21 protein-coding genes are annotated in these 25,535 nt (G+C 71.4%); 10 read left to right on the plus strand and 11 right to left on the minus strand.

From position 1 onward, the window contains the following. Positions 1–44 precede the first annotated feature (44 nt). From JYK02_RS27280 to JYK02_RS27305, 6 genes are all read left to right on the plus strand, one after another. Entirely contained in the window at positions 45–254 is a 210-nt protein-coding gene (locus JYK02_RS27280; protein ID WP_207055477.1) for a hypothetical protein, read from the plus strand. A 99-nt stretch (positions 255–353) separates the two neighbouring features. Beyond that, complete coding sequence (locus JYK02_RS27285) at positions 354–1,883, plus strand: hypothetical protein (protein WP_207055479.1); 1,530 nt, start codon at positions 354–356, stop codon at positions 1,881–1,883. 65 nt (positions 1,884–1,948) lie between these two features. Next, the gene (locus JYK02_RS27290; protein ID WP_207055480.1) at positions 1,949–3,514 is read left to right on the plus strand and encodes an ArnT family glycosyltransferase; all 1,566 of its coding nucleotides are present in this window, start codon (positions 1,949–1,951) and stop codon (positions 3,512–3,514) included. 54 nt (positions 3,515–3,568) lie between these two features. Further along, a complete protein-coding gene (locus tag JYK02_RS27295) occupies positions 3,569–4,057 on the plus strand; it encodes an NUDIX hydrolase (RefSeq protein ID WP_120524136.1) in 489 nt (162 codons plus the stop codon). Positions 4,058–4,181: 124 nt separating this feature from the next. Further along, positions 4,182–4,724, plus strand: coding sequence for a DUF2780 domain-containing protein (locus JYK02_RS27300; protein WP_207055481.1), 543 nt, complete (start codon positions 4,182–4,184; stop codon positions 4,722–4,724). Between the two features lie 133 nt (positions 4,725–4,857). Continuing rightward, positions 4,858–6,480, plus strand: coding sequence for a hypothetical protein (locus tag JYK02_RS27305; protein ID WP_207055482.1), 1,623 nt, complete (start codon positions 4,858–4,860; stop codon positions 6,478–6,480). A gap of 4 nt (positions 6,481–6,484) precedes the next feature. Here the strand turns inward: JYK02_RS27305 and JYK02_RS27310 are convergent, their stop codons facing one another. The 3 genes from JYK02_RS27310 to JYK02_RS27320 all read right to left on the minus strand — a co-directional run bounded on the left by JYK02_RS27310 (position 6,485) and on the right by JYK02_RS27320 (position 11,450). Beyond that, positions 6,485–7,630, minus strand: a complete 1,146-nt coding sequence (locus JYK02_RS27310; protein WP_207055483.1) for an acyl-CoA dehydrogenase family protein — start codon at positions 7,628–7,630, stop codon at positions 6,485–6,487. A gap of 49 nt (positions 7,631–7,679) precedes the next feature. Further along, complete coding sequence (locus JYK02_RS27315; RefSeq protein ID WP_207055484.1) at positions 7,680–10,520, minus strand: carboxypeptidase regulatory-like domain-containing protein; 2,841 nt, start codon at positions 10,518–10,520, stop codon at positions 7,680–7,682. A 93-nt stretch (positions 10,521–10,613) separates the two neighbouring features. Further along, the gene (locus JYK02_RS27320; protein ID WP_207055485.1) at positions 10,614–11,450 is read right to left on the minus strand and encodes a hypothetical protein; all 837 of its coding nucleotides are present in this window, start codon (positions 11,448–11,450) and stop codon (positions 10,614–10,616) included. A gap of 265 nt (positions 11,451–11,715) precedes the next feature. Between JYK02_RS27320 and JYK02_RS27325 the strand changes: the two genes are divergently transcribed. After that, complete coding sequence (locus JYK02_RS27325) at positions 11,716–13,839, plus strand: ATP-binding domain-containing protein (RefSeq protein ID WP_207055486.1); 2,124 nt, start codon at positions 11,716–11,718, stop codon at positions 13,837–13,839. A 24-nt stretch (positions 13,840–13,863) separates the two neighbouring features. Here JYK02_RS27325 and JYK02_RS27330 read toward each other — a convergent pair whose 3' ends face one another. After that, the gene (locus JYK02_RS27330) at positions 13,864–14,538 is read right to left on the minus strand and encodes a hypothetical protein (RefSeq protein ID WP_207055488.1); all 675 of its coding nucleotides are present in this window, start codon (positions 14,536–14,538) and stop codon (positions 13,864–13,866) included. Between the two features lie 281 nt (positions 14,539–14,819). Between JYK02_RS27330 and JYK02_RS27335 the strand changes: the two genes are divergently transcribed. Beyond that, complete coding sequence (locus JYK02_RS27335; RefSeq protein WP_207055490.1) at positions 14,820–16,124, plus strand: pectin acetylesterase-family hydrolase; 1,305 nt, start codon at positions 14,820–14,822, stop codon at positions 16,122–16,124. Positions 16,125–16,209: 85 nt separating this feature from the next. Here JYK02_RS27335 and JYK02_RS27340 read toward each other — a convergent pair whose 3' ends face one another. The 5 genes from JYK02_RS27340 to JYK02_RS27360 form a co-directional block, all read right to left on the minus strand. Then, the gene (locus tag JYK02_RS27340; RefSeq protein ID WP_207055491.1) at positions 16,210–17,592 is read right to left on the minus strand and encodes a DUF1552 domain-containing protein; all 1,383 of its coding nucleotides are present in this window, start codon (positions 17,590–17,592) and stop codon (positions 16,210–16,212) included. A 12-nt stretch (positions 17,593–17,604) separates the two neighbouring features. Beyond that, the gene (locus JYK02_RS27345) at positions 17,605–19,227 is read right to left on the minus strand and encodes a DUF1592 domain-containing protein (RefSeq protein WP_242589271.1); all 1,623 of its coding nucleotides are present in this window, start codon (positions 19,225–19,227) and stop codon (positions 17,605–17,607) included. A gap of 139 nt (positions 19,228–19,366) precedes the next feature. After that, complete coding sequence (locus tag JYK02_RS27350; protein WP_207055493.1) at positions 19,367–19,777, minus strand: SET domain-containing protein-lysine N-methyltransferase; 411 nt, start codon at positions 19,775–19,777, stop codon at positions 19,367–19,369. A gap of 117 nt (positions 19,778–19,894) precedes the next feature. Further along, positions 19,895–20,932, minus strand: a complete 1,038-nt coding sequence (locus tag JYK02_RS27355; protein ID WP_207055494.1) for a lysylphosphatidylglycerol synthase transmembrane domain-containing protein — start codon at positions 20,930–20,932, stop codon at positions 19,895–19,897. 133 nt (positions 20,933–21,065) lie between these two features. Continuing rightward, positions 21,066–22,406: a right-handed parallel beta-helix repeat-containing protein gene (locus tag JYK02_RS27360; RefSeq protein ID WP_207055495.1), complete on the minus strand. Its 1,341-nt coding sequence runs from the start codon at positions 22,404–22,406 to the stop codon at positions 21,066–21,068. A 39-nt stretch (positions 22,407–22,445) separates the two neighbouring features. Here JYK02_RS27360 and JYK02_RS27365 point away from each other — a divergent pair, with 39 nt between their 5' ends. Beyond that, positions 22,446–22,817, plus strand: a complete 372-nt coding sequence (locus JYK02_RS27365; RefSeq protein WP_207055496.1) for a Spx/MgsR family RNA polymerase-binding regulatory protein — start codon at positions 22,446–22,448, stop codon at positions 22,815–22,817. A 70-nt stretch (positions 22,818–22,887) separates the two neighbouring features. Continuing rightward, positions 22,888–23,748 (plus strand): general secretion pathway protein GspE, encoded by an 861-nt coding sequence (locus tag JYK02_RS27370; protein ID WP_207055497.1) that lies wholly within the window; start codon positions 22,888–22,890, stop codon positions 23,746–23,748. Between the two features lie 10 nt (positions 23,749–23,758). Here JYK02_RS27370 and JYK02_RS27375 read toward each other — a convergent pair whose 3' ends face one another. Next, on the minus strand, positions 23,759–24,643 hold the full coding sequence (locus tag JYK02_RS27375) for an SGNH/GDSL hydrolase family protein (protein ID WP_207055499.1): 885 nt from the start codon (positions 24,641–24,643) through the stop codon (positions 23,759–23,761). 85 nt (positions 24,644–24,728) lie between these two features. Then, complete coding sequence (locus tag JYK02_RS27380; RefSeq protein WP_207055501.1) at positions 24,729–25,529, minus strand: alpha/beta fold hydrolase; 801 nt, start codon at positions 25,527–25,529, stop codon at positions 24,729–24,731. Between the last annotated feature and the right edge of the window lie 6 nt (positions 25,530–25,535).

Below are 25,535 nucleotides of genomic sequence, written 5' to 3' on the forward strand. Positions count from 1 at the left end.
GAGGTATGCTTCACCCCGAAACATCCACACCGGGAGACACACACATGATGCCGACGTTGAAGAAGGCGGGCCGGGTGCTGTTCGCGATGGGCGCGGGCGCGTTCGTTTCGTTTGGCGCCACGCTGGCGCTGTCCACGCCCGCGACCGCGGAAGCGTCGCAGGTGGAGTGCTACGCCGAGGAGTGCAACGCCAGCTGTGTGGCGAAGGGCTTCCGTCTGGGCAAGTGTTACAAGGCGGCCTGCACCTGCTTCTAGTGGCGCCGCCAACGAGGCCCGGTGCGAGCGCGGCCGGGCCTCGTTCCCCTCCTCCACGTCGGCCACGGGGATGACACGGCTGTGCTACGAGTCGCACCCATGAGAAAGCACCTCGCGCTGGTTCTCCTTTCCACGTTCGCCTGTGCATCCCCCGACACCGACGTCCAGCTCGGTGAAACCGAGCAGTCCGCCACGACGCCGCTGCGGCAGAAGGCGCTGGGCCGCATGCGCAACGCGGCGAAGTACTTCCATGACAACGTCGCGCGCCACGGCGGCTATGCGTGGCACCAGAACGCCACCAACCTGGATGAACGCTGGGGTGACATCCAGCTGGATGTGGATCAGATCATGATCCAGTCGCCCGGCACCTCGGACGTGACGATTGCCTTTGTCGAAGCGGCCCTGGCGGACCCGGCGACTCCGGCGCTCAAGACCTACGCACTGGACGCGGCGATGGCGCTGCGCCAGGGGCAGGTGAAGTCCGGAGGCTGGCGGCTCTACGCGGACTTCAAGCCGACGCCCACGCTCCGGGGCTGCTACCTCAACACCACGGCGAGCTGCGGCTGCGGCGGCTGCACGATGACGGTCTATGACGACCAGGTCACCCAGAACGCGCTCATCGCGATGATGCGCACCGACCAGCTCCTCGGGTTCGCGAACACGGACATCTCCGGCGCCTCCGCGTACGCCCGCGCCCGGGTGGAGACGTCCCAGTTCCCCACGAACGGCGGCTTTCCGCAGGGGTTCGCCGGCCCCGTCGCCGCGCGGCCCGCGCTCTCCGCGAGCTACCCGCCGTCGATCGGGACTTCGTGTGGCCTTGCGAACTGCTACGCCAATTCCTACACGAACGAGTACTGGGATGACCCGACGCTGAACGACAACCTCGCGACGGCCTTCGTGGAGATGTTGTATTGGGCGAAGGAGATCTATCCCTCTCAAGCCCCGACGTATCAGTCCATGCGCACCGCGTACGGGGACTTCCTCCGCCGCGCGCAGATGCCGCAGCCCCAGCCCGCCTGGGCGCAGCAATATGACATCCAGATGCAGCCGCGCTGGGCGCGAAGCTGGGAGGCGCCTGCGATTGCCGGACAGGAGAGCCAGGACGTCATGTGGGCGCTGCTGCGGCTCTACCAGTTGGACCCGGGCGTGCCGGCGAACCGCGCCGCGGTCGGCACCGCGCTCGCGTACCTGGAGACCGTCGACCACGACAACAACACGCTCATCTCCCGGTACATCGAGCTCGACGACACCGCTCCGTCGAACATCGGCTTCTACACGGTGAAGGCCGGCGGCTACCCGGCCCAGTTCTCCCTGGCGCCGCCGACCTACCAGAACTACGGCTGGGAGGGTCCGTCGCAGCTGGCCGCCATCCGCGCGGAGTACGACCGGCTGGCCACCGATACCACCGTGATGAAGCGCTCCTGCCAGCAGCTGCGCGCCGACACGGCGCAGGCCGTGGACACGGCGGTGAACAACGAGCGGTGGATCACCACGTACAGTCCGGGCGGGCCGCGCAGCGGTGCGACGCCGGGTGACTACCTCGACACGAGCACGTTCGTGCGGAACATGCGCACCCTGGCGGAGTTCGTCACGCGCACGACGACTGACTGCACCGCCTGGAACTACTGATTCGTTCTTGCCTGCCCTCGCGCGGAACCGGACCCGGCGCGTAGCATGTTCGCGCTTTGGACGGATTGACGTGGTTGAGGGTGGGTGGCAGCGCCCGGCGTGGGTGGCCCTGGGCGCTGGCGGCGGTGGCGGTGGGTGCCTGGGTGCTCCGGGCCCTGCCGTTCTTCCATCGTGCCGGGGCGCTCGGCTACGTCGTGAACTACGACGAGGGCGTCTACGCCGCGGCGTCCACGCTGTTGTGGAAGGGGCTGCTGCCCTACCGCGACTACCTCTTCGTGCACCCGCCGGGCGCGCTGCTGCTGGGCGCACCGGCCGGGGCGGTGGGCGCCTTCGGGGACCCGGCCACGGGCTTCGCGCTGGCCCGCTGGCTGGCCACCGGGCTGGGCGCCGTGAGCACCGTCCTCGTGGGGCGGCTGGCGATGCGGGCCTGGGGGCCGGTGGCGGGCGTGGTGGCCGCGCTGGCCTACGCGGCGCACCCGGAGGTCGTCACCATGGAGCGCGGGCCGTTCCTGGATCCGCTGCTCAACCTGTGCGGCCTGGGGCTGGCGAACCTCTGGCTCCTGCCGCCAGGCCGCGCGCCCCTGCCCCGCCGCGCGGGCCTGGCCGGGGTGCTGGCGGGCGTGATGACCTCCGTGAAGGTGCTGGGCGGCATCTGGGGCGCGGCGGCGCTCGTGGCCCGGGCGTCCGAGCCGCGCTGGAGCCTGACCCGGCGCTTCGTGCTGGCCGCATCCCTCACGGCGATGGCGCTGGTGGGCCCCCTGGCCCTGATGGCCCCGGGCGCCTTCGTGCGCGACGTGCTGTGGTTCCAGTCCGCCCGGCCCGAGGACGGCGTCATGTCGCGCTGGGAGCGGCTGCGGGAGATGACCCACGAGCGGCGCCGCTACGCCCTGCTGCTCGCGGCGGTGGGGCTGTGCGTCGCGCTGGTGCGGGCCGTGCGGCGGAGCACCCGCGCGGAGGCCGCGCCCGAGCGCTTCGTCGCCACCGCCTACCTGCTCACCGTGGCCGCGTACCTCGCCGCGCACAGCTACTGGTCCAACTACAACGCGCTGCTCGCGGGCCCGGAGGCGCTGCTCGGAGGGCTGGGCGCGGCGGCGCTCGTGGGCTTCGCCGCCGCGAGGGCCCGGCCGGTGGGCGCGGTGGCGTTCGGGCTGGTGCTGCTGGGGCCGCTGCACTCCGTGCGGGAGGCGCTGCGCGGTGCGGAGATCCGGCCTCCGGAGCAGGTCCTCCAGGCCCGCTACATCCGGGAGCAGGTCCCGCCGGACGCGTCGCTGTGCGGCTTCGAGCCGGGCTGGGGACTCATGGCGGGGAGGCTGCCGCCGAAGCTCCCGGGGCAGGCCGTGCCCGTGGACCCCTACGCGCTGATGCTCCAGGACGCGCTCACGTCGGGCGCACGCTACCGGGACGCGGCGGCGGCCTTCGCCAGCCCGGCCTCCCAGCAGCGCATGGTCGCGCTCCTGGGGCACTGCGACTTCGTGCTCCTGGGCGCGCGCGGCCAATGGCAGCTGTCCCCCGACAGCCGCCGCTGGCTCGAGGCGAACTACACGCGAGGCGTGTCCCCCGACTCGCCCGCCGTCGAGCTGTGGCGCCGTCACGAACCGCAGCCCGGGGCCGCGACCGGCGCGTCGCCGTAGGGGTCGCCGCCAGATGGCTTGACGCCCCGTTCGAATCAGGGGACGAACCGGCCCATGCCCTACACCCCCATCGTCGCCACGCTGGGCTACGTGATGTCGCCGGACGGCCAGCAGGTGCTGCTCATCCACCGCAACGCGCGCCCGGACGACGCGCACTACGGCAAGTACAACGGCCTGGGCGGCAAGATGGAGCGCGACGAGGACATCGCCGCGTGCATGCGCCGGGAGATCCGCGAGGAGGCCGGCATCGAGTGCACGCGCATGGTCCTGCGCGGCACCCTGTCCTGGCCCGGCTTCGGCAAGCACGGCGAGGACTGGCTGGGCTTCATCTTCCGCATCGACGCCTTCACGGGCACGCCGCTGGAGAAGAACCCCGAGGGCTCGCTGTCCTGGGTCCCCGTGTCCTCCATCCCGTCCCTGTCGCTGTGGGACGGGGACCGGCACTTCCTGCCGCTCGTGTTCGACGCGGACCCGCGCCCCTTCCACGGCGTCATGCCCTACGAGGGGGGACGCGCCCTGAGCTGGTCGTTCACCCGACTGTAGGGCCCGCGCGGGCGTCCTGAGACCAACGCTCGCGGGCGCCCCTTCCGGTTTTCCAGCCAGCCCCCGGCTCCGGGCGCTACAACCGCCGCCTCTCACTTTCGACACACGTGAAGGAGCGCGGCGCATGGACCTCATCGGACAGCTCTCGCAGCAGCTTGGGGTGGATGGCACGCAGGCACAGGGGCTCGCGGGTTCGCTCCTGAAGCTGGTGCAGGGCACGGTGCAGGAGAAGGTCGGCCCGGACGCGGCCCGGCAGATGGACCAGGCCATCCCGGAGATGCAGGGCTGGCAGCAGCAGGCCCAGGCCCAGGCTCCGGCGGCGGGCGGTGACGGCGGAGGCCTGATGGGCGCGCTGGGCGGGATGCTCGGCGGCGCGGGCGGCGGCGGTGGCGGTGGCGGCCTGATGGGCGCCCTGGGCGGCGCGGCGGCCCACGCGGGGGAGATCGCCGGCGTGGTGGCCATCCTCCAGCGCTTCAACCTGGACGCGGGCAAGGCGACGCTCGTGGCCCCCATCCTCCTCAACTTCCTCAAGTCCCGCCTGGACCCGGGCCTGGTGGGGAAGATCCTCGCCGTGGCTCCCATGCTCGCGGGCGGCTCCGGCGGCGGCAGCGGCCCCCAGGGCGGTGGCGGGCTGGGCGGGATGCTTGGCGGCATCCTGGGGAAATAGCCCCGGAGGCCTGCTGTAACCCCCTGGGATTGCAGGGGGATTCGGGAAGGTGCCGGACGGAAATGCAAAACAATTCCGTCCCTGGCGGCTTGTAGGGGAACGGCGGGCCTCCACCCGCCACGGAGCCCCGGTCATGACCTTCCTGTCCCGCATGCAGCCCTCCCCCGCTCCCATCGCCCCCCGCCGGCTTCCGGAGGTCCCGTCGCAGGGCCCCGCGAACCGCCCGGCGCAGCGGCCCGCTGTCGGGCGTGCGGGAGACGGGTTCGAGGTGCGCGGCGGGCGCGCGGGTCCTGCCGGCGTCAACGGAGGCGCGCAGGCGAACCCCGTGGCGGGTGGGGCCGCGAGCGATGGCCCCGGGGACCTGGGACTCGTGGCGGGCGCCGAGGGACAGGTGCAGCCGGATGCCGTGGCCGTGGGAGGCGTGGGCGGCACCGCGCAGCCGCCGGGAGCGATGGAGCAGTTGCTTCAGAGCGCGCGCGACAACGTGCCCGGCTTCACCTGGCTGGAGTCGAAGGTGGACGGGGCCCTCAAGGTGCTGGGCGCCGCGACCGACGTGACGGGCTCGCAGGCGGACCTGGAGTCCATGAAGCCGGGGGACAAGTACTCCACGTCCGGCGGCTTCGACGGCGGCTACAAGGTGGGCCGCCTCCAGACGCGCGCGCAGATTGAAGTCAGCTGCGAGGAGGGCATGCGGACGGATGAGAAGGGCAACCGCGTGCCGGGGCCCAACTACCGGCTGACCATGGACTCGGAGGTCCTGGGCGGCGTGGGCTTCGACAACGGGAAGATCGACGCCAAGCTGCTGGCCGGTGGCGGCGGCAAGGTGGAGTTCAAGTTCGAGACGCCCCAGGAAGCGGCGCGAGCCACCGCCATCATGGACCGCCTGAAGACAGGCATGCAGTGCAACATCGCGGGCACAGCCGACATGCCGCCTCCGGAAGACCTGGCGTGGCTGCGCGGGAAGATGGCCGCCGTGGAGCTCCGGGGCACGGGCGCCGCCCAGGTGGCCGCGGAGTTCCCCGTCCCGGCGGGCCCCCTGGCGAACTCCGGGGACGTGAACGGCAAGCTCCGCGCGGACCGCACGGTCCGCATCGAGTTCCCCGAGGGCAAGCCGCCGGAGCTCGTCATCAAGGACACCGCCCAGGTGGAGGTGGGCGGCGGTGTGGGCCGGAAGATGGAGGCCAAGGGCACCCTCGTCGGGCCGGACCGGATGAAGATTCCCCTGGAGGCCGGCACGAAGGTGGGGGGCACGGTCAAGGGCAGCGGCAAGCTGGAGATTGAAACGCGCTATCCCCTGCCCACCGGCGTGAACGTGGACGACGTGCTGAAGGATCCGAAGGGCACGCTCGGTCCCGCGATGAAGGACATGGCGGCGAACCAGAAGAGCAAGGTCACCCTGTCGGTGGAGGGGGCCGCCCTGGTCCAGGGCAACGGCAAGGGCACGTCGTACGAGGTCAGCATCGAGGCCAACCCCAGCACGCTCGTGAAGAACGGCACGTTCGACAAGCTGCTGGAGGGCGACGTGCCGGGCGCGTTCAACACCGCCGGCAAGGACGCGACCGTGGAGTACAAGCAGACGAACTACACGCAGCGGGGCGTCACCATGGCGCCCGGCTTCAAGGTCGGCCCCGTGAAGGTGGGCTGGGAGCTGGAGGTTTCACGCCGCACGGTGGACGGGCCCCCGACGACGTGGAAGGGCAACGGGGCGGAGGTGGCCCAGTGGCTGGAGAAGGACTCCAGCCAGAAGGCCGCCTGAGCGGCTACAGCGCCATCGTCCCGGCGATGATCTCCTTCATCACCTCGGACGTGCCGCCGCCGATGGTGAGCATGCGCACGTCGCGCCACGCCCGCGCGACGTGGGACTCCTCCACGTAGCCCATGCCGCCGTAGAACTGCTGGCAGTCATAGGCCACGCGCTGGGCCAGCTCCGTGGTGAGGAGCTTGGCCATCGCAATCTCCTTCACCGGCTTCTGTTTGCGTTTGCGATTGAAGAGCTGGACGGCCTGATAGGTGAGCTGCCGCGCCGCCTCCACGCGGGTGGCGTGGTCCACGAAGGTGTGACGCCACACCTGGAAGTCCAGCAATCGCTTTCCAAACGCCTGACGTTCGCGGCCGTAGCGGATGGCTTCGCGCAGCAGGTCGTCCATCACCGCCACCGTGTAGAGCGCCGTCACCAGCCGCTCCGCGTGGAAGCTGTTCATGATGTGGAAGAAGCCGTCGTTCTCCCGGCCCAGCACGTAGCGGGCGGGGATGCGGCAGTCCTCGAAGTAGAGGATGGCCATGTCCGACGAGCGGTGCCCCACCTTCTGGAGCTTCTTCGACACGGCGAAGCCCTTCACGTCCGTGGGCAGCGTCACCAGCGAGATGCCCGGCGCGCCCTCCCCGCCCGTGCGCACCGCCAGCACCAGGAAGTCCGCGCGGGCGCCGTTGGAGATCCACGTCTTGGCGCCCTGGATGACGTAGTCGTCGCCGTCCCTGCGCGCGGTGGTGCGCAGCCGCGCCAGGTCCGAGCCCGCGTCCGGTTCGCTCATCGCCAGCGCCGCGATGCGCTCCCCGGTGAGCGCGGGGGCGAGGAACTCGCGCTTCTGCTCGTCGGTGCCCAGCTCGTTGATGACCGGCGTGGCCATCTGCCCCTGCACCAGGAGGGACATCGCCACGCCGCCGTTGCGCGCCCGGGCCAGCTCCTCCGCGAAGGCGGCCACGTACCAGTAGTCCAGTCCGCTGCCGCCCCAGGCCGTGTCGTGGCTGATGCCGAAGAAGCCCAGCTCGCCGCAGCGGCGGAAGACGTCGCGAGGGAACTCACCGGCCTGGTCCCACTCCAGCGCGTGCGGGGCCAGCTCCTTCTCGACGAACTGACGCACGGTGCGGCGGAACGCCTCGTGCTCCGGGGTGAAGCGCTCATCCATGCGCGGGATGCTGTCAGGGCCCGCCCCACGCTTTCAAGCCGCGCGGCCCTCAGCGTGCGCGGATGAACGTGAAGGACAGCGGCTGGCCGCCCCGGTGGAGCGCGAGCACCGCGGGGCTGCCCGGCGCGCCCAGCTCGCGCCGCCGCGCCTCGCCCGTGTCCAGCACCACCGCCCCGTCGATGGAGCGCACCACGTCCCCCACCTGGAGGCCCGCGACGTCCGCGCCCTCCGCGATGCCGCTGATGATGACGTCCCGTCCCGTCATGCCGAAGCTCAGACCCAGCCGCCCCGGCTCCACGCGCTGGGGACCCAGGCGCCAGTCCCCCAGGGCCTGCGTCTTCCCCGCCGCCAGCGTCACCCGCCGGTCCACCAGCTCCCGCCCCCGGCTCCACGCGGTGAGCCGGTGCGGGCCCGGGGCCAGGTCCTTCAGCTCGAAGCGGCCGTCCGCGCCCGTCGTGGGGGACGCGATGCCGTCCGCGTCCACGTACGCGCCCGCCAGCGGCTCGTTCGTGCGCGCGTCCACCAGCCGTCCGGACACGCCGCCGCCCGCGTCCACCACCACCTCCACGGCGGCCTCCGCGCCCGACGCGAGCGTCACGTCCACCTTGCCCGCACGCCCGTCCGGCAGCGTGGCCGTGACGGTGACGCGCGTGGGGAAGACGTCGTCCACCTGGAAGCTGTCTCCGGAGAACTGGCGCTCCACGCGCGAGAGGAAGTCGTCCTCGCCGCGCGCCGCGGTGACGGTCAACGTGAAGCCCCGCACCTCGCGGCCTCCGGCGGAGCTCACGGTGCCCTTCAGCCGGGCGGCGGGCTTCAACTGGAGCGTGAGTTCCTTCTGTGTCGCGGACACGCGCGCGGCCTCGCCCTGCCGTCCGCCGTTCGTGGACCAGACGCGCCATGCGTCCGAGCCCAGCCCATCCAGCGCCAGCACCGCCTGGCCGGACGCGTCCGTCATCTCCTCCGCCTGGATGTCGGAGTGGCCCGCCTCCGTGGCCATCACGGTCGCCCGGACGGAGGGCGCGCCGTTGGGCTCCAGCACCGTCACGCGGAGCGGCTTCTTCGGCTCGCCCACCACCAGGTCCACCTGACGCCGGCCTCCGGCTTCCAGCTCCACCACCTGCTGCTGGTCGCCGTTCTGGTAGCGCAGCGCGGACAGCCACGCGCTCAACTGGTAGCGCCCCGCGCCCACGCGCATCGACCACGTTCCATCCGGCTTCGCGGGCACGTCGACGGACTCGGACGCGGGCGCATCCACCCGGTGCGCGGTGACCGTCACCGCGCCCGAAGGCCGCTGTCCGTCCCCGGTGCGCACCGTGCCCTCCAGCACGCCCTCGCCCACGAGCTTCAGCCGCGCCGTCGCCGTCTTTCCCGCCTCCACGCGCACGGGCTGGCGCACGGCGTCCTCGCTGTTCGCGCGGCGCGCCGCGACATACACGGTGCCCTCCGGCACGTCCTCCAACGTGAAGCGCCCCTGCGCGTCTGTCATTGAAGGCAACGCGTCCGGCAGGGGCCGCCACTTGAGCTGCGCCACCACCGTCACGCCGGGAAGCGGCGCGTCCGCGCCATCCACCACCGTGCCCTCGATGCGCCCGGGCGCCGCCAGCTCCAGCACCAGCTCGAAGCGCTGCCCCGCGAGCACGCCCAGCCCCGTGCGCGTGAGCGGCTGGAAGCCCTGAGCGCTCACCTGCACGTCGTAGGCGCCCGGCGCGAGCCCGCCCACCTCGAAGCGCCCGTCCGCCGCCGAGCGCGCCTGGAGCAGGTCCGCCCGGTCGCCATGCGCGCGCACGCCCACCGTGGCCCCCGCGATGGCCTCACCCGAGTCCTTGCGCCGTACCCAACCCACGAGTGACGCCGCGCCGCCGAGGCGGATCCGCACGTCCTTCACCGTCATGCCCGGCCCCACGACGACCGCGCCCCCGGCCGCGCCGGTCTCCTGCGCGTGACGGGCCGTCACCTGGAACGACCCCGGGGGCACGTCCAGAGAGAAGCTGCCCGTGTCCCCGGCCTCCACCTCCACCGCGCCGTCCTCGCCCCAGGCGCTCACACGTGCGCCCGGCGCGGGCGTCCCATCCGCGCGCGTGACGAAGCCCTCGATGAACGCGGAGCCCTCCAGCTCCACGCGCACGTCCGTCCCCGGGACGTGCACGCGCGCGATGCGGCGGGGCGCGTGGCCGGCAGCCCTCGCCTCCAGTTGGTACTCACCGCGCGCCAGCCCGTGGAACCCGAACGCGCCCCGTGCGTCGCTGAGCGCTTCGTGCCGCGCCTCGTCCGGCACCGACGCGCCCGTCTGGAGGAACACGGGGAGCGCGTCCTCGAAGCCCGTGTGCGGCGTCAGCGTCAGCTCCGCCATCGGCACTGGCGCACCGCCCGCGCGCTCCACCGTCAGGCCCGTCAACGACACGCCAGGCTCCAGCAGGAGCCGGACCGTGGATTGGGCTTCTCCACGCGGCCGCGTCACCTCCGCGCGCGCCAACGCCAGACCCTCCGCACGCGCGGTGACGAGATAGGGCCCGGGACGCGCGGGCAGCACGAGCGCTCCCGCCGCATCCGTCCGGCCCTGCCCCGCCACGCGCCATGAAGGCAGCCGCGAGCCCGGCGCCGCCGGTCCCCGCAGGTACAGCGTCACCTCCGCGCCCGCGAGCGGCCCCGCTGGCGTGACGGTCTCCACGCGCAGGGCCCCGTCCGCGTCCCGCATGGGCTGTTCCACGGGCGCGGTCGCCGGCCCCCCGTCCTGCCCCGGGGCCCCCGCCATTCCCGCCGTGGGAGACACGGCGTGCGTCACGGTCACGCCGCTCGCCGACGCGACAGGGCTGGAGGCGCGAAGCCAGACGAGGACGCCGGCCAGCAGGAGCGCCAGCCCGGCCACGACGACGAACACCTTGCGAGACATGCACCCTCCGGGGGGTGGGGAGCCGCGCTCCAGACACCTCACCCGGGCCCCAGGTTCCAGGGGACGTCCCGCTTTGTCCAACCCCCGCCCGCGCTACAGCGGGAGCACCGCCAGGCGGAGGCCCACGGTGAACAGCGCGTGGAAGCCGTCGTCCACGCGCGCGAGCGGCTGGTCGCGGCTGCCCAACCCGGTGATGTCCACCGTCTGCGAACCGGTCCGCACCGTGTAGCTGCCAATGGACGCGGTGATGATGGGTCCCACCGACAGGGCGCGCATCAGCCGCACGTCACCGCCCAGCGTGACGCGGGCGAAGGTGGGGCCCCGGTCCGTGACGTGCGTATCGACGTGCGCGGGCACGAACACCCCCGGCGCGGCCTGCACCTGCGTGTCGCCCTCCACGTGGCTCTTGAGGATCTCCAGGCCCACGCCCAGGCCAATCCACGGGTCGAAGCCCGCGTCCGGAGCGATGTGGTAGCGGACCTCCGGCCCGAAGCGCCACTGCTCGGTGGAGCAGTCGAAGCCCTCCGGGCACGACAGGTCGTTCGTCTTGGTGAACACCTTCTCCCAACTGCCCCACACCCCCACGTAGAAGCGCGGCGTCGCCCGGAAGCCCAGCTCCGCGATGACGGGGATGGACACCTTCGCGGAGTCGGTGATCTTGAGGCTCTCCACCGTGCCCGCGGGGCTCAGGCCGTTCTTGTAGACGTAGCCCACGCCGAAGCCCGCGTTGCCGCTCACCGCGATCTCCGGCCCCATGCGCCCGTAGGGCCGCACCGGCGTCGTCAGCGACTCCGTGGTCGTGGTCGTCGTGGTGGTGGTCGTCTCCGCCTCCGTCTGGGGCTCCGGCTCCTGCGCCCCCGCCGACGTGACGATTCCCAGCGCGGCGGCGAGCGACAGCGTCCAGCGGAACGGCGAGGTCATGAAGGTCATCCGGTACATCCTCCGTGTTCGGGATGGAGCCGGACGGAAGCAAGCCGCGAGTGCCGTTAGAAGCCACCCTCCGCCCGCGCGCGCCGCCATTCGACAGACAGCCGCTCTGAGCGACCGGTCGCGAACAGCCACCCCACCCCACGGGGAGGCAACCGCGATCCCTACATTAGCAAGACGGCCCGAAAATCCAACGGGTTGACCCGGCGGGGACCAGCGTTCACCTTGCACGGCCACCCAAACGCCCAAGGGCGGAAAGGAAGCCATCATGGCCGGCCAGGAGCTGTCGCCCGAGGCGCTCGCGCTCATCGCCGAGGAAGAGGCCCTGCTGTCCCGCGTCCAGCAGGCGCTGTCCGAGGCGCGCCGTCAGGCCGCGGAGCGCACGCTGGACACCCAGGGGCTCATGGCCCAGCTCCAGGTCCTGCGCGACGACGCCACCACCGCGCACGCCGCGGACCTGCCGCATGTCTTCACGCAGATGAACGAGGTGCGCTCCATGCTGGAGCGGCAGGAGACCGTGCCGCTGCCGGACGCGAACGCCCCCTATTTCGCGCACCTGCGCCTGTCCAGCGCCACGGGCGCGCGCGACTACCTGCTCGGCCGCACCAGCTTCGCCAACCTCGCCGCCGGCGTGCGCGTCATCGACTGGCGCTTCGCCCCCGTCGCGCGCGTCTTCTACAACTACGAGGAGGGCGACGCGTTCGAGGAGTACTTCGGCGACCGGCTCTCCGAGGGCGAGGTGGAGGCGCGCCGGCTGGTCATCATCGAGAAGGGCGTCCTCACCCGCATCAGCACCGGCCCGCACCTGCTCCAGCGCGACGCCCAGGGCCGCTGGCACGCGAGAGGACGCGACGCGGCCTCCGTGCTCGCGGGCGGCAGCGGCACCGCCGCGCGTCCGGGCTTGCTGGGCGTGGGCCGCGGCACCACGCGCGTCGAGGATGCCTTTGGCGTCACGGCGCTCCTGGACGCGGAGCAGTACGCCGCCGTCAGCACCGGCCCGGAGCAGCCGCTGCTGGTGCTGGGCAGCGCGGGCAGCGGCAAGACGACGGTGGCGCTGCACCGGCTGGCCAAGGTCGTCTTCGACGACGCGAAGGCGTACCCGCAGGCGCGCACCAAGGTCGTCGTCCCGGAGGCGGGCCTGGCCCGGCTCACGCGCCGGCTCCTGGAGCCGCTGGGCCTGGGCAAGGTGTCCGTGGAGACGCTGGAGTCCTGGTCGCTCGCCACCGCGCGCTCCGCCTTCAGCCTGCCGGGCATCAAGCTCTCCCCGGAGACGCCCGCGCTCGTGTCGCGCTTCAAGCGCCACCCCGCCCTGCGCCGCGCGCTGGCGGACCGGGTGCCCGTGTTCAAGGGCAAGGCCCTGCCGCCCACGCTGGACCGGCTGCGCCTCAAGCTGGCGGACGCGTACCTGGACCGCGCCTTCCTGGAGGCCGTGGTGGCGGACGCGAAGGGCGAGCTGCCGCGCACCGTGGTGGCGGAGGTGATGGAGCACACGAAGCAGCAGACCGCCACGCCGCTGGCGCGCCAGTACAAGGGCTACGACGCGGACAGCCTCATCACCGTGGACGGGCGCGCCATCGAAGCGGACACACCCGACGCGCTCGCGGGCACGGTGGACCCGGACGACCTGCCCATCCTCATGTTCCTCAAGGCGCAGCGGGGCGCGCTGGGCGCGGAGCGGCTGGCCCACGTGGTGCTGGACGAGGCGGAGGACTTCTCCCTCTTCGAGCTCTTCGTCGTCAGCCAGCTGCTCGGCGACAGCCGCAGCTGCACACTGGCGGGGGACGAGGTGCAGCAGACGACGGCGGGCTTCGCCGGCTGGGACGCCGCCCTGGAGGAGCTGGGCATCCGCGACGCCGCCACCTGCCGGCTCCAGGTGTCCTACCGCTGCCCGCGCCCGGTGGTGGAGCTGGCGCAGCACGTGCTGGGCACCCAGTCCCCGGCCAACGCCGCCCGCGCCGGCCGCGAGGGCGCACCGGTGGGCTTCCACCACTTCCCCGACGAGGCCCAGGCGTGGCTGTTCCTGGGGGACGCCCTGCGCGACCTGGTGCTGCGCGAGCCGCACGCGTCGGTGGGCGTCATCGCCAGCAGCCGCGAGTCCGCCCAGTCCTTCCACCGCGTCATCCGGGAGATGCCCTGGGCGCGGCTGGTGCTGGAGGGCGACTTCTCCTTCGAGCCCGGCGTGGACGTGACGGACGTGGACAACGTGAAGGGCCTGGAGTTCGACTACGTCGTCCTGCCGGACGTCACCGCGCGCGCCTACCCCGCGGACGACGAGGCCCGCCGCAGGCTGCACGTCGCCGTCACCCGCTCCTCCCACCAGTTGTGGGTGGCCTCCTCCGCCGTACGCTCACCGCTCATCCGCACCTTCCCCGGCGTGGACGGCGGGGCCTGAAGCGGCGGCCAGGGCAAAGGGGCTTCAGGGCTGACGGCCACCGCCAGCCCGCCACTCCTTCTGCCGCTGGGCGTTGGCCTCCCGGCGCGCCAGCGCGTCCGACTCCTGGCGCGGCAGCTCCGCCAGCCGCGCGCGGTGCAGGTTCACGCTCAACTCCAACAGCCCCTTGTGCTCCGAGGGCAGCTTGTCGCCGTAGTCCTGCAGCACCGTGGTGGCGAAGGCGATGGCGTCCTCGGACAGCTGGCGGCGGTGCTCGTAGTACTGGTGCACCTCCTCCTCCGTCGCCTCGTTGGCCAGCACCTTGCCGTAGAGCGCGTTCCACTTCGCCTTCACGCCCTCGCGGCGGCGCAGCTCGTCCGGGTCCTGGGTGGGGACGTCGTTCTCCCAGTAGAGGTTGCCCGGCAGCTTCGCGCGCAGCGCGTCCAGGTCCACCGGATAGGGGCCGGCCTCCGGCTCCTCCGCCTGCACCTGCGCCGTCGCCGCGCCCACCAGGTCCAGCCCGCCGTCCTTCGCGCGGGGCACCGCCGACGAGGAAGCGAACACGGGCGGCGGCGCGGGGGCCTGCGCCATGGGCGCGGGCGGCACGGCCGGCGTGGCGTCCTCCGGGGCCTGCCCGCCAAAGACAAGCCACGCCCCCACCGCCAGGACCAGGACTCCCGCAGTGCCCAGGGGCAGCTTCCAACGCGCGCGCGTGCTCATGCCCAAGGCCATACCGCGCGCCCCGCACCCGCCGCAACCCGTGTCACCCCGCCCGCCAACGCACCGCGCAATTGATACATTTAAAACATGGCATGCCGCGTCAATTCTTGACTCCCAGCTGACGCAAGACGGCAATCCCAGTCCTTCCAGATGGAATGCTGCACCCAACTTGGAATTCACTATTTTCACCGGTAGCGAAGTTTCCCTGCTTCCGGCTGATAAACAAAAACGTATCATTCGCGGCCGCAACCCCATTCACTCCCCCTCTTGGAGGAAGCCGCATGAGAAGTTTTCTCTGGATGAGCCTTCTGGCCCTCTCCGCCCCCGTGGGCACCGCGCATGCCGAAGTGCTGGTGGAAGGCATCGTTGACGTGCTGGTGGACGGCGGCAACAACTACGCCTGGCAGAAGGTGGCGCTGCCCGGCCTGAAGTGTGGCAACGGCTCGCAGTACAAGTTCTTCGTGCACCGCACGGCGTCCCCCAACCTGCTGTTCATGATGGAAGGTGGCGGCGCGTGCTGGGACTACGATTCCTGTAGCGGCCGCCTGGGCATCCTGGGCGCGGCGAACCCCAACGGCATCGCCGACGACTACATGACGCAGTTCACGGCCAAGTACGTGTCCCCCATCGTCAACGGGGCGGACCCGGGCCTGCCCTTCCGTGACCGCAAGGACATCGTCACGAAGGACTGGAACATCGTCTACATGCCGTACTGCACGGGCGACGTGCACATCGGCAACAACGCCAAGACGTACGTGGACACCACCGGCGGCCAGGCCCCGCTGACCTGGTACCACAATGGCTATAACAACACGCTTGCCGCGGCGAACTACGCCAAGCAGAACTTCCCCGGCGTCCAGAAGCTGCTGGTGACGGGCTACAGCGCGGGTGGCACGTCCACGTCCGCCGGCTACTACTTCATCCGCAAGGCCATCAACCCCGCCAAGGGGTACATGCTGAACGACTCCGGCCCCATCTTCATGGCGCCGAACTCGAACTCCCTGTCGCGCCCGCTGCACGACAAGATCCGCTCGTCGTGGAACCTGGACTCGGTGTTCAGCCAGCTGCCGGCCAGCTTCAGCATCAACGACATGGGCTCCATCAACAAGATGGTGGCCACGGAGTTCCCGAACGACCAGCTCGCGTACACGGGCTACACGATGGACTACAACTACTCGCGCTATTCGTATGAGCGCTTCAAGACGCCCAACGACGAGGCGTCCATCCACGCGTACTGGAAGCAGGACCAGGACGCGTTCGTGGCGGAGCTGAACAAGTACAACAACTTCAGCTACTTCATCCCGCACCAGCGCGACATCAACGCCAGCCACTGCAGCACCATCATCACCTTCGTGGGCGCGCACGCCTGCCAGCGCATGGAGAAGAAGTACTGGTACGAGTACGCCTCCAGCCCCTGGCAGTCCTGGGCCTGCCACAGCGAGATGGTCCCCATGGACGTCTTCCTGTCGCGCTTCATCAACGGCAACCAGCGCGTGCGCATCTACGAGCCGGCCAACAACTACAACAAGGAAGACGCGGGCATGAGCATCCTCGCGCCCCTCATCAACGGCGCGCTCGGCGGGTAGTCCTTCCCACCGGCTGTCCCTGAAATGAAAACGGGAGCGGGCCCCCTGGGGTCCGCTCCCGTTGTCTTTCCAGCCGTCTACCAGCTCAGGTGAGGCCGGGCAGCGTGCCCGTGTAGTCCGGGTGGCCGAAGCGGTCCACGTTCACGCCGAAGGCCTGGGCAATGGAGGTGAGCAGCTTGTTGTGCTCCACCGCGCCCGGCAGCGGGGTGCCCGGGCCCGGCCATGAGCCCAGCGGGTCCTTGCCGGGGCGCAGCGACAGCATGCGGCCCATGCGGAACTTCCCGCCCGCGCCGCCCGCCAGCACCGTGGGGATGGACACGTTCATGTGGCCGGCGGCGTCGCCCAGCTCGTTCCCCCAGAGGATGAGGGTGTTGTCGAGCACCGTGCCGCTGCCCTCCGGGATGGCCTTGAGGCTGTCCATGAGGCGCGCGACCTGCTCCGAGTACCACCGCTGCACCTGCACCATGCGCAGGCGGATTTCGGTGCGCGCGGGTTCGGACTGGGTGTCCGTGCGGTGGGCGATGTCGTTGTGGATGTCCTCGTCGATGCCAATCCACGGCATGGACGGCCCGGGGATGGTCATGGTCACCACGCGCGTCAAGTCACACGCGAACGCGCGGGCGATGAGGTCCATGTGCAGCTCGGTGAGGCCGGGCATGTTGTTGATGTCGCCCAGGTCGCTCAGCGCCTCGGACGGCGCGTCCGGCCGGGCGCAGTTGAGCGCCCCGGTGTTGGTGAGCCGCCGCTCGATGTCGCGCAGCGCCGCCAGGTGCGTGTCCAGCTTGGTGCCCTCCGTGGCCGCCAGCCGCGACTTCAGCCGGGTGGCGTCCTTGATGAGGTAGTCCAGCAGGCTCTTGCGCTTGGTGAGGATGGCCTGCGCCTCGGCCGGATTGGAGCCCAGGCCGCCGAAGAGGCGCTTGTAGACGTTGGCGGGGTTGAGCTCGAACGGGACGCGCGAGCCGTTCTCCGTGAAGGAGATGCTGTTGTAGACGTGCTGGGCGCCGAACTGCTCGAAGGCGTGCAACTGCAGCGAGCGGAACTGGGTGACGCCGCCCACCGCGTTGCCAATCACCTGGTCCAGGGACGGGCCGGAGGGCAGCTCGTCACCGCTGGACACCTCCACCTGGCTGCCGGTGAGGAAGGTGACGGGGCCGCCCTCGTGGCCGGTGCGGCCGTGCTCGTAGAGGACGCGGTAGTCCAGGCCGTCCAGCACCAGCAGCTTGTCGCGGTGGCGCTGGAGCGGCTGGAGGACGGAGTTCTCGAAGTCGATGTCGAAGTTCGTGTCGCTGCCCCGGGGCCGCCAGTACTCCGGCAGGAAGCCGTGCGGGGTGAACAGCGCGATGAAGCGCAGGGGCGCGGCGTCGGCCGCTTCGGCCACGGAGCTGGTGAGCAGGTGCGCGAAGGGCGCCGCCATGGCCGTGCCGGACAGGAGCTTCAGGATGCTGCGTCGGGAGAAGTCGCGGGACATGGAGGTCTAAGCTCAACGGGTGGGCAGACGCCGCTGGGTGAAGGAAGCCGAGCGCACCAGGCTGACCAGCGCTTCGGTGATTTTCAGGTGGTCCGTGCGGTAGGGGCCCGTGCGCATGGCGGCGAGCAGCTCCGCGTCCGAGGCGTGCTCGTCACGTCCCATGGCGTAGCGCACGAACTGGAGCGGCACGCAATTGGCCAGCTCGTCGCTGGTGGTCAGCAAGCGCGCCAGCTGCGCGCCGCCGGTGAAGCTGCCCAGGTTGGTGGTGCCATCCTTGGCCATCACCGCGCCGCTGGCGTCCACCGTCTTGCCGTTCTCCTCCGTGCGGTGCTGGCCCAGGCCGTCGAAGTCCTCCATGCCGAAGCCCATGGGGTCGATGATCTTGTGGCAGCCGGCGCAGTTGGGGTTGTTGGTGTGCGCCGCGAAGCGCTCGCGGGTGGTGGCGTTCTCCGACAGCGCCGGAGGGATGGTGGACACGTTGGCCGGCGGCGCGGGCACCGTGCGGCACAGCATGCGCGTGAGCACGAACTTGCCGCGCTTGATGGGCGAGGACGAGTCGAAGTGGGCGTACGTGGACATCACGCCCGCCTGCGTGAGGATGCCCTGGCGCTCCGGGGGCAGCGTCACGCGGCCCAGGCCGGTGTCGTCGTCCACGTTGGTGCGCTCCAGGCCGCCGTAGAAGTTGGCCAGCGTCTCGTCCACGAAGGAGTACTTCGCACCGAGCAGCTCCTCCACGGAGCCCCCGTTGTTCTTCACGATGGAGTCGATGAACGCGTCGCGCTCGCGGACCATGGAGTCGCGGAAGTCCACGCTGTAGTCCGGGTACACGAGGTTGTTCTTGTTCACCTTGGCCAGGCCGCCCAGCCCCAGCCACTCGATGAAGAACTGGCGCAGCTTCAGTTGCGCGGCCTCCGTCTTGAGCAGGCGGCGCGCCTGCGCCTCGCGCTCGTCGGGGGACGACAGCGTGCCGGCCTTGGCGGCGGACAGCAGCGTGGCGTCCGGCGGACCGCCGGTGACCATGAAGGACAGCTCGGAGGCGACCTCGTAGGGGGTCAGCTCCACGACCTGGCCCTTGCGCGCGGTGTCCGGGCCCAGCTCCGTGCGGTACAGGAACGACGCGGAGGAGAAGAGCGCCTGGAGCACCAGCTCCGCGCCCGTCTCCATGGTCCCGCCCTGCTTTCCCTGGTTGAAGAGGGCCAGGAGGTCCGTCTCCTCCTCCGCCGTCACCGGCCGGCGGAAGGCGCGCTCACCCACGCGCTGGATGAAGGACCGCGCGCACTCGTCCTGCGCCTTGCCGGAGGGGCACGCGTACAGGTCGCTCAGCTGCTCCTTGCCCTGCTCCGCCAGCGTCACCGCGGCGGTGTCGATCTGATCCGCCAGGAGCGACGTCACCTGGAGCCGCTCGTGGGTGGAGAAGCCAAGGATGGTGTCCTCGGCCGCGAAGCCCTGGGCCACGTCGACGGGCGTGCCCAGCACCGCGGAGGCGGACTTGTTGTACTCGTCGCGCGTCAGCCGGCGCACGCGCGCGGGCGCCGCCGCGCTTTCAGGTGCCGCGTCCTGCCCACCGATGTTGCCGGTGCACGCAGAGGCGGAGAGCACGAGAGCGGAGGACAGGTAGAAACGACGCAATGGCATGATGTCTGGCATTCCTCGCACCCGCGCGGCCTGGAAGACCGGCGCACAGGCGAACTGCATTGTACTGGTTGGCCCCCACGCGGACACGGGGATTTGAAGTGCGACCACACCGTCAGGTGCGCACACGGTGCGCAGCGACTCAGGGCGGGACTTCCTCACCCCGCGCCTTCCACCAGTTCTCGCCGTAGCTGATGCAGATCTGCTCGCCGGGGTGGATGTCCCGCAGTGCGTGATAACGGAACACATCGCGGTCCTCGGCACGGCTATAGGACGCGTTGGGTTCGGTGGCGTGATTGTAGATCATGCCGTAGCCCATCACGAGCGCGACCCAGTCCCCCTTGCGGGGCTCCTCGTGGCGGTGCCAGCGGATTTCGAAGACGTAGTCGTCGAGCGGCTCCCCCCGGCACTGGCGCTGCGGGACCTTGAGGTAGTGGCACTCCTCGATGAGCTCCCCGGCCGCGATGAACACGTCGGTGAAGACGCCCATCCCCCACTCGCACGGCCGCACCTTCACGCCGGGGTGGAGGAACAGCGCGGGGCCCAGGTTCATGGATGCTTCGTCTTCTCCGATTCCGGTGTCGTCCACGCGGAGCGAACCATCGCGCAAGACGGGCGGCCACGGGAAGCGGCGCGAAGGCGATACGGCCTTCCCTGACTTCCGGTGCTGTCAGCCTGCCTGCCCTCCGGGCGCGGGGCGGCGGCGGAAGGTGTGGCGCAGCAGGTACAGGCCGGGCAGCAGGGGCAGCCACAGGGTGAAGCCGCGCAGGAGCAGGGTGCCCGCGAGCGCGGCCTCCACCGGGACGCCGAAGAGGTTGAGCATGCCCACGGACGCGGCCTCGTAGGTGCCCACGCCGCCGGGGATGATGGACACGGTCTCCGCCATGGAGGCCACCATGAAGCTGACGAACACGGTGCTCAGCGGGACCTCCTGCCCCAGCGCGCGCAGCATGGCGCCCAGCGTGGCCGCGTCCAGCACGTACACGCCCAGTTGCAGGACGACGCCGCGGGCGAGCAGGCCGGGGTTGAGCAGCATGCCGGGCGGCACCTCCGCGATGGCCTTGAGCAAGGCGCCCAGCGACGGGATGCGCTTCGCGAAGCGGCCCGGCTTCCACTCGCGGTGCCGGGTGGCCCAGAGGATGGCCATGGGGATGAGCAACGCCACCACGCCGAAGCCTGTCACCAGCCATTGGATCCAGTCGTTCAGCTCGGCCCGCCGCCAGAGGAAGAAGAGGCTCACGCCCACGCCCAGCGCCTGCGCGATGTAGAAGCACAGCACCGTGAGCAGCACCGCGCCCGCGGCGGTGCCGGGGCTCGCGCCCTCGCGGCGCAGCCCGCGCCCCACGAGCAGCGACCCGCCCACGCCGCCGGTGGGGATGACCTGGTCGAACGCGAGCTTCATCAGCGACAGCCGCGCCAGCGACCAGAGCGAGGTCTTGATGCGCGCGCGGTGCAGCACCATCCACCAGATGCCGGACACGCACAGGTAGGTGCCCACCTGGCACGCGGCGGCCACCAGCAGCCACGCGGGCCGGGCCTGCCGCAGGAGCTCCAGGAACTGCTTCTCCTCCGAGTGCCGCGAGAGGATGAACGCGAGGAGCGCGACGAGCACCAGCGCCCCCGGAATCCACCAGCCCCGCCGGCGCTTCGCCGGGAGCTCCAGCGGCTCGTCCACGCTGGGGATGGGTTCCGCGCGAGTGCCCTCCATGCGTCTCCTTCCGGGGAATGGGATGGCTCCGGAAAGGATGCGCTTCCTCACCCCTCGGGGCAGGTTCCGGTGCACGCCGGCCCGCCTGCCCTCCAGACGGACGGGCAGGGCCTCCCTACCCCGGCGGCCTTCTTCAGCGGGCGCAGTCGCCCGTCACCTGCGGAGCCGCCGCGCCGTTCACCGTGTTGCCGCTGAAGGTGTTGCCCGCGCCCAGCACCAGCTCGATGGCGCTGCCGCTGCCCCGGTTGCAGACGATGACGCCCCCGGCGCCTGCCTGGTTGCCGGTGAAGGTGTTGCCGCGCAGGGTGACGCCCGTGTCGGGCACGTCCTCGATGTAGATGGCCGCGCCGGGCCCGCGCACGGCGGCGTTGTTCTCGAAGACGTTGTTCTCGATGAGGTCGTGGTCGGGCTGGAAGTAGTGCAGCGCTCCGCCGCCGCCCAGGTCGTAGTGGTTGGTGCCGTTGGGCCACACCTCGTAGGTGCGCGGCTGGAGCGCGTTGGCCTGGCTGCCGCGGAAGGCGGACAGCGTGTTGTTCCGGAAGGTGTTGCCGCGCACGATGGAGTAGCGCCCGTGCGTGACGCACATCGCGCCGGCGGCGGACGTGGCCCCGTCACCGGTGGCGAAGCGGTCGATGTCGCGCGTGCGGTTGTTCTCGAAGACGGTGTCCGTCACCACCGAGCCGTCGGTGAACATGAGGTCCAGCGCACCGCACGCGCCGGAGGACTCGTTGTCGCGGAAGAGCGAGTGCTCGATGGTGACGGGCCCCGGGTAGTAGGCCCACAGCGCGCCGCGCGTGCGGTCCCGGTCGCCGTTGTATTCGTTCTTGCGCACCTTCTCGAAGACCATGTGCCGGAAGACGGGGTCGCCGTCCCCCTTGGACTGGGCCCCGAAGAAGTTCATGCCCCACCAGCCATACGGGTTCGTGGAGGTGAGCGTCACCGGCGCGCTGGCGGTGCCCTGCACCAGGATGCGGCCGTAGACGCGCAGCTCCACGCGGCCGTTCTGGTGGTTCATCACGTCCTGCGCGCCGTCGCGCACGTCCGCGTTCGTCACCGCCGGGTCGCCCTTGAAGTCGATGACGACGCCCGGCTCCACCGTGGTCGTCTGGCCCTTGGGGATGGTGACGACGTACCGGGCATTGCCCACGACGCGGTAGGGAGAGCCGGCCAGCATCAGGCGCGCGGGCATGGTGTCCGTCACCAGCGTGCCTCCGTCCTGCGGGATGGGGACCCCCGCGTCGGTGGTGCCTGCGTCCGGGACGCCTGCATCGGAGGTCCCGGCGTCAGTCGTGCCGGCGTCAGGGGTGCCAGCGTCGCGATCCGGGGTCCCCGCGTCGTCACGGTCCCGGGGGCCGGCGTCGGGCACGATGCCCGACGGCTGCTCCGCCGACGGTCCGGCCTCATCGGAGCACCCCAGCCCGCCCACGAATAGAAGGGCGGACAGGACGGCGTGGAACGTGGTGGAGCGGTTCATGGTCTCTCTTCCCGGAAGCGCTCTGGTAGAAGCCCGCGCATGGCCGATGACATCCTCGTGCTGGCGTACTCCGGATGCGACACCTGCAAGAAGGCGCTGAAGTGGCTGGAGGCGCGCGGCGTCTCCTACAAGACGCGACCCATCGTGGACCAGCCTCCCACCGTGGCGGAGCTGCGCCAATGGATTCCCCAAAGCGGCGTGTCCGTGCGCAAGTGGCTCAACACCAGCGGCCAGAGCTACCGCGCGCTCGGGAAGGAGAAGGTCGACGCGGCCTCCGACGCGGAGCTGGTGCAGTGGCTGGCGAAGGACGGGAAGCTGGTGAAGCGGCCCGTGCTCGTGACGAAGGACGCGGTCACCGTGGGCTTCAAGCCGGAGACCTACGAGGCGCTCTTTCCGCTTCACGCGTCTTGAGGGCAGGCGGGCGGACGGGCCCCTGGCCGACCGTCGTCGCGTGCGGGGTGGGTTGCCACCTTGAGTGGGCATGGAAATCGGATCCAGACGCCCCCTGGGGGAGATCCTCCTGGAGCTGGGAGTGCTCGACAAAGGCCAGCTCCGGTTGGGGCTCGTGCACCACCACGAGGTCCACGTCCCCCTGGGACGTGCCCTGGTGAGCGAGGGCGTGTGCACGGAGGCGGACGTGCTGCGCGGGCTGGCGGTCCAGTTCGACGTGGACGCCGTGGACCTGGACCGGCACCCGCTCGACCGCTCCCTGACCGCGCTGGTGCCCGCGCGCATCGCCCGGCAGTACGGCGTCGTGCCGCTGGGGCTGGAGACGCGCGAGGACCGGGAGGTGCTCCACCTGGCCGTGCCCGCCCCGCTGTCGCTGGACGCGGTGGATGACGTGCGCGCCGTGTCCGGCAAGGCGCGCGTGGAGCCGCACCTGGCCTCCGACGGCGCCCTGTCCCGCGCGCTCAGCGCCCTCTATGGCATCCGTGAAACGGAGGGCTCCGCCGCCCCGGAGCCGCGCCGTCCGGCCGTGCCCAGCCCGCCGCTGATGCTCTACGGGTGGCCGCCCGTCACCGCGGTGCTCATCTCCCGCACGCTGGCGCGCAACGGCATCGCGTCGCGCGTCGCCACGCCGCTGGAGGTGCTGCACACGCGCGCGAACGACGTTGTTCTCGCCCCCCTCCAGGCGATGGAGGGACTGCTCGCGGGCGAGGTCCACATCGAGGGCGCGCTCATCGTGCACGGGACGTCGGACGACGAGGGCTTCGACCGGGCACGGAAGCTGGAGGCGCGCGGCTTCCTGGCCAACCCGCGCGACGAGGAGCTGCTCCTGCGTGCCGTGCGCAGGCTGCGTCCGGACGCGGGCAGCGAGGACTCCTGGCCGCGCCACTCCTGAGCGCGCGGGACTACGGCGCGGCCGCGGGTGAGGCCGGCGCCGAGGCCTGAAGCGCCGTCTTCGCGGTGCTGGCGGCGGGGCGCGTGGTGTGCTGCGCGTCCGGGCCCGGGGCCTCCAGGCCCAGCGCGCCCAGCACCTCCGGGTACACCTTGTTCGCGAAGTAGCGCCCGCCGGCCACGGTGAAGTGGACGCCGTCCGTCATGCGCAGGCGCATGGGCTTGCGGAAGCCCTCCACGCGGGCCTGCTTCAGCGCCTTGCCGCGCGCGTCGGTGAAGAAGGGCCGCGTCTCCAGGTGCACGGCGTCCTCGCGTCCGGAGATGACCTCGCGCTGCAGGTCGCGGATCAGCGTGAGCTTCTGCTCGAAGCGGTGGAGGCCCGTGGCGGGCAGCTCCAGCCAGACGATCTTCCGGCCCGGCGCGGAGATGGCGGTCACGAAGTCCGTCAGCCGCTGGCGGTACTCGCCCTGCCAGTCCGGCTTGCCCCAGGCGACGGTGGCGCGCCCCTGCCGCGTGTGCAGGGCCTGTCCGTCGTTGCCGCCCAGGATGACCACCACGACGTCCGGCTGGTGCTGCTGCACCTCCTGCTGGCCCACCTCCAGCCAGTCGAAGAAGTCCGGACGCGCCAGGCCCGTGGACGACTTCGCGCGGCGCTCGCAGCGGACCTTCGGGTGCGCGGCGAGCTGGTTCTGGAGGTACTCCCCGAAGCCCGTGGCGATGAGGCTGTCCCCCAGCAGCAGCACGGTGCGGCGGGGCGCGGGCGCCGGAGCGGCGGCCTGGGCCGGAGCGGTGGGCAGCACGGGCGAGGCATTCAGCCCGGATGCGGGTTCCGGGGCGGCCTGGGCCGCCGTGGACAGGAACGCCACGAAGAGGAGCGCGCGAAGAGGACGGGTCGACATCGGCGGAGGCGAAACTACTTCCCGCGCCCGCATCCGTACACCCCCCCGCCGGGCGGGCGGATCCGTCACCCGCGCGCGCGCCGTGTCAAGGCCGCGTGCGGCGCCACGCCGCGGCGCCCACGTCCGATGCCGCCAGCGCCGCGAGCCCCGCGGGCGCGAGCGCCTGGAGCCACGGCGTGAGCAGCCGCGCGCACTCCTCCGGATGCGAGAAATAGGGCACGTGGCCCGCGCCGCGCAGCAGGTGCCGGGGCGTGCCCTCCGGCAGCGACGCGGCCAGCCGCTCCAGCGACGACGGCGGCACCAGCACGTCGCGGTCCCCCTGGATGCACAGGCACGACACCTTCAGCGGCCGCAGGTCCGGCGGCGGAGGCTCCGTGTGGATGGCGAACGCGCGCCGCAGCGTCGTCACGCGCTCCAGCGCCGTGGTGGGCACCACGTCCGCCACCTGTCCAGTGGGCACCGGCCGCCACGCCGCCAGCGACGCCGCCACGCGGCCCGGACGCCCCAGCACCGCGATGGGTCCCATCATCGCGATGAGCCGTCCGCGAGGCCCCACGTGCTCGGTGCGCGTGAAGGAGCCCAGGAACGCGACGCCGCGCGTCGCCCCGCCCGCGGCCAGGTGCGCCGCCACCATGCCGCCAAAGGAGCTGGCCACCACCGCGTCCGTGGTACCCGCGACGCGCAGCACCTGCTCCGCCAGCGCACGTGCACCGCACGCCGCATGCTCGCCCTCCGGGTATTCAACCAGGACGGGACGCGCGACGTCCGTCAGCCGCAGGGCGAGCTCACGAAAGCCCGATCCACGGGCCCCCAGTCCCGGCAATAGGAGGACGCGGGGACCTTCGTCGTTCCCTCCGATGTCCGTCAGTTCGACCGTGCGGCGCATGTCTCC

Source organism: Corallococcus macrosporus (genome assembly GCF_017302985.1).
GTDB classification, from domain to species: Bacteria; Myxococcota; Myxococcia; order Myxococcales; family Myxococcaceae; genus Corallococcus; species Corallococcus macrosporus_A.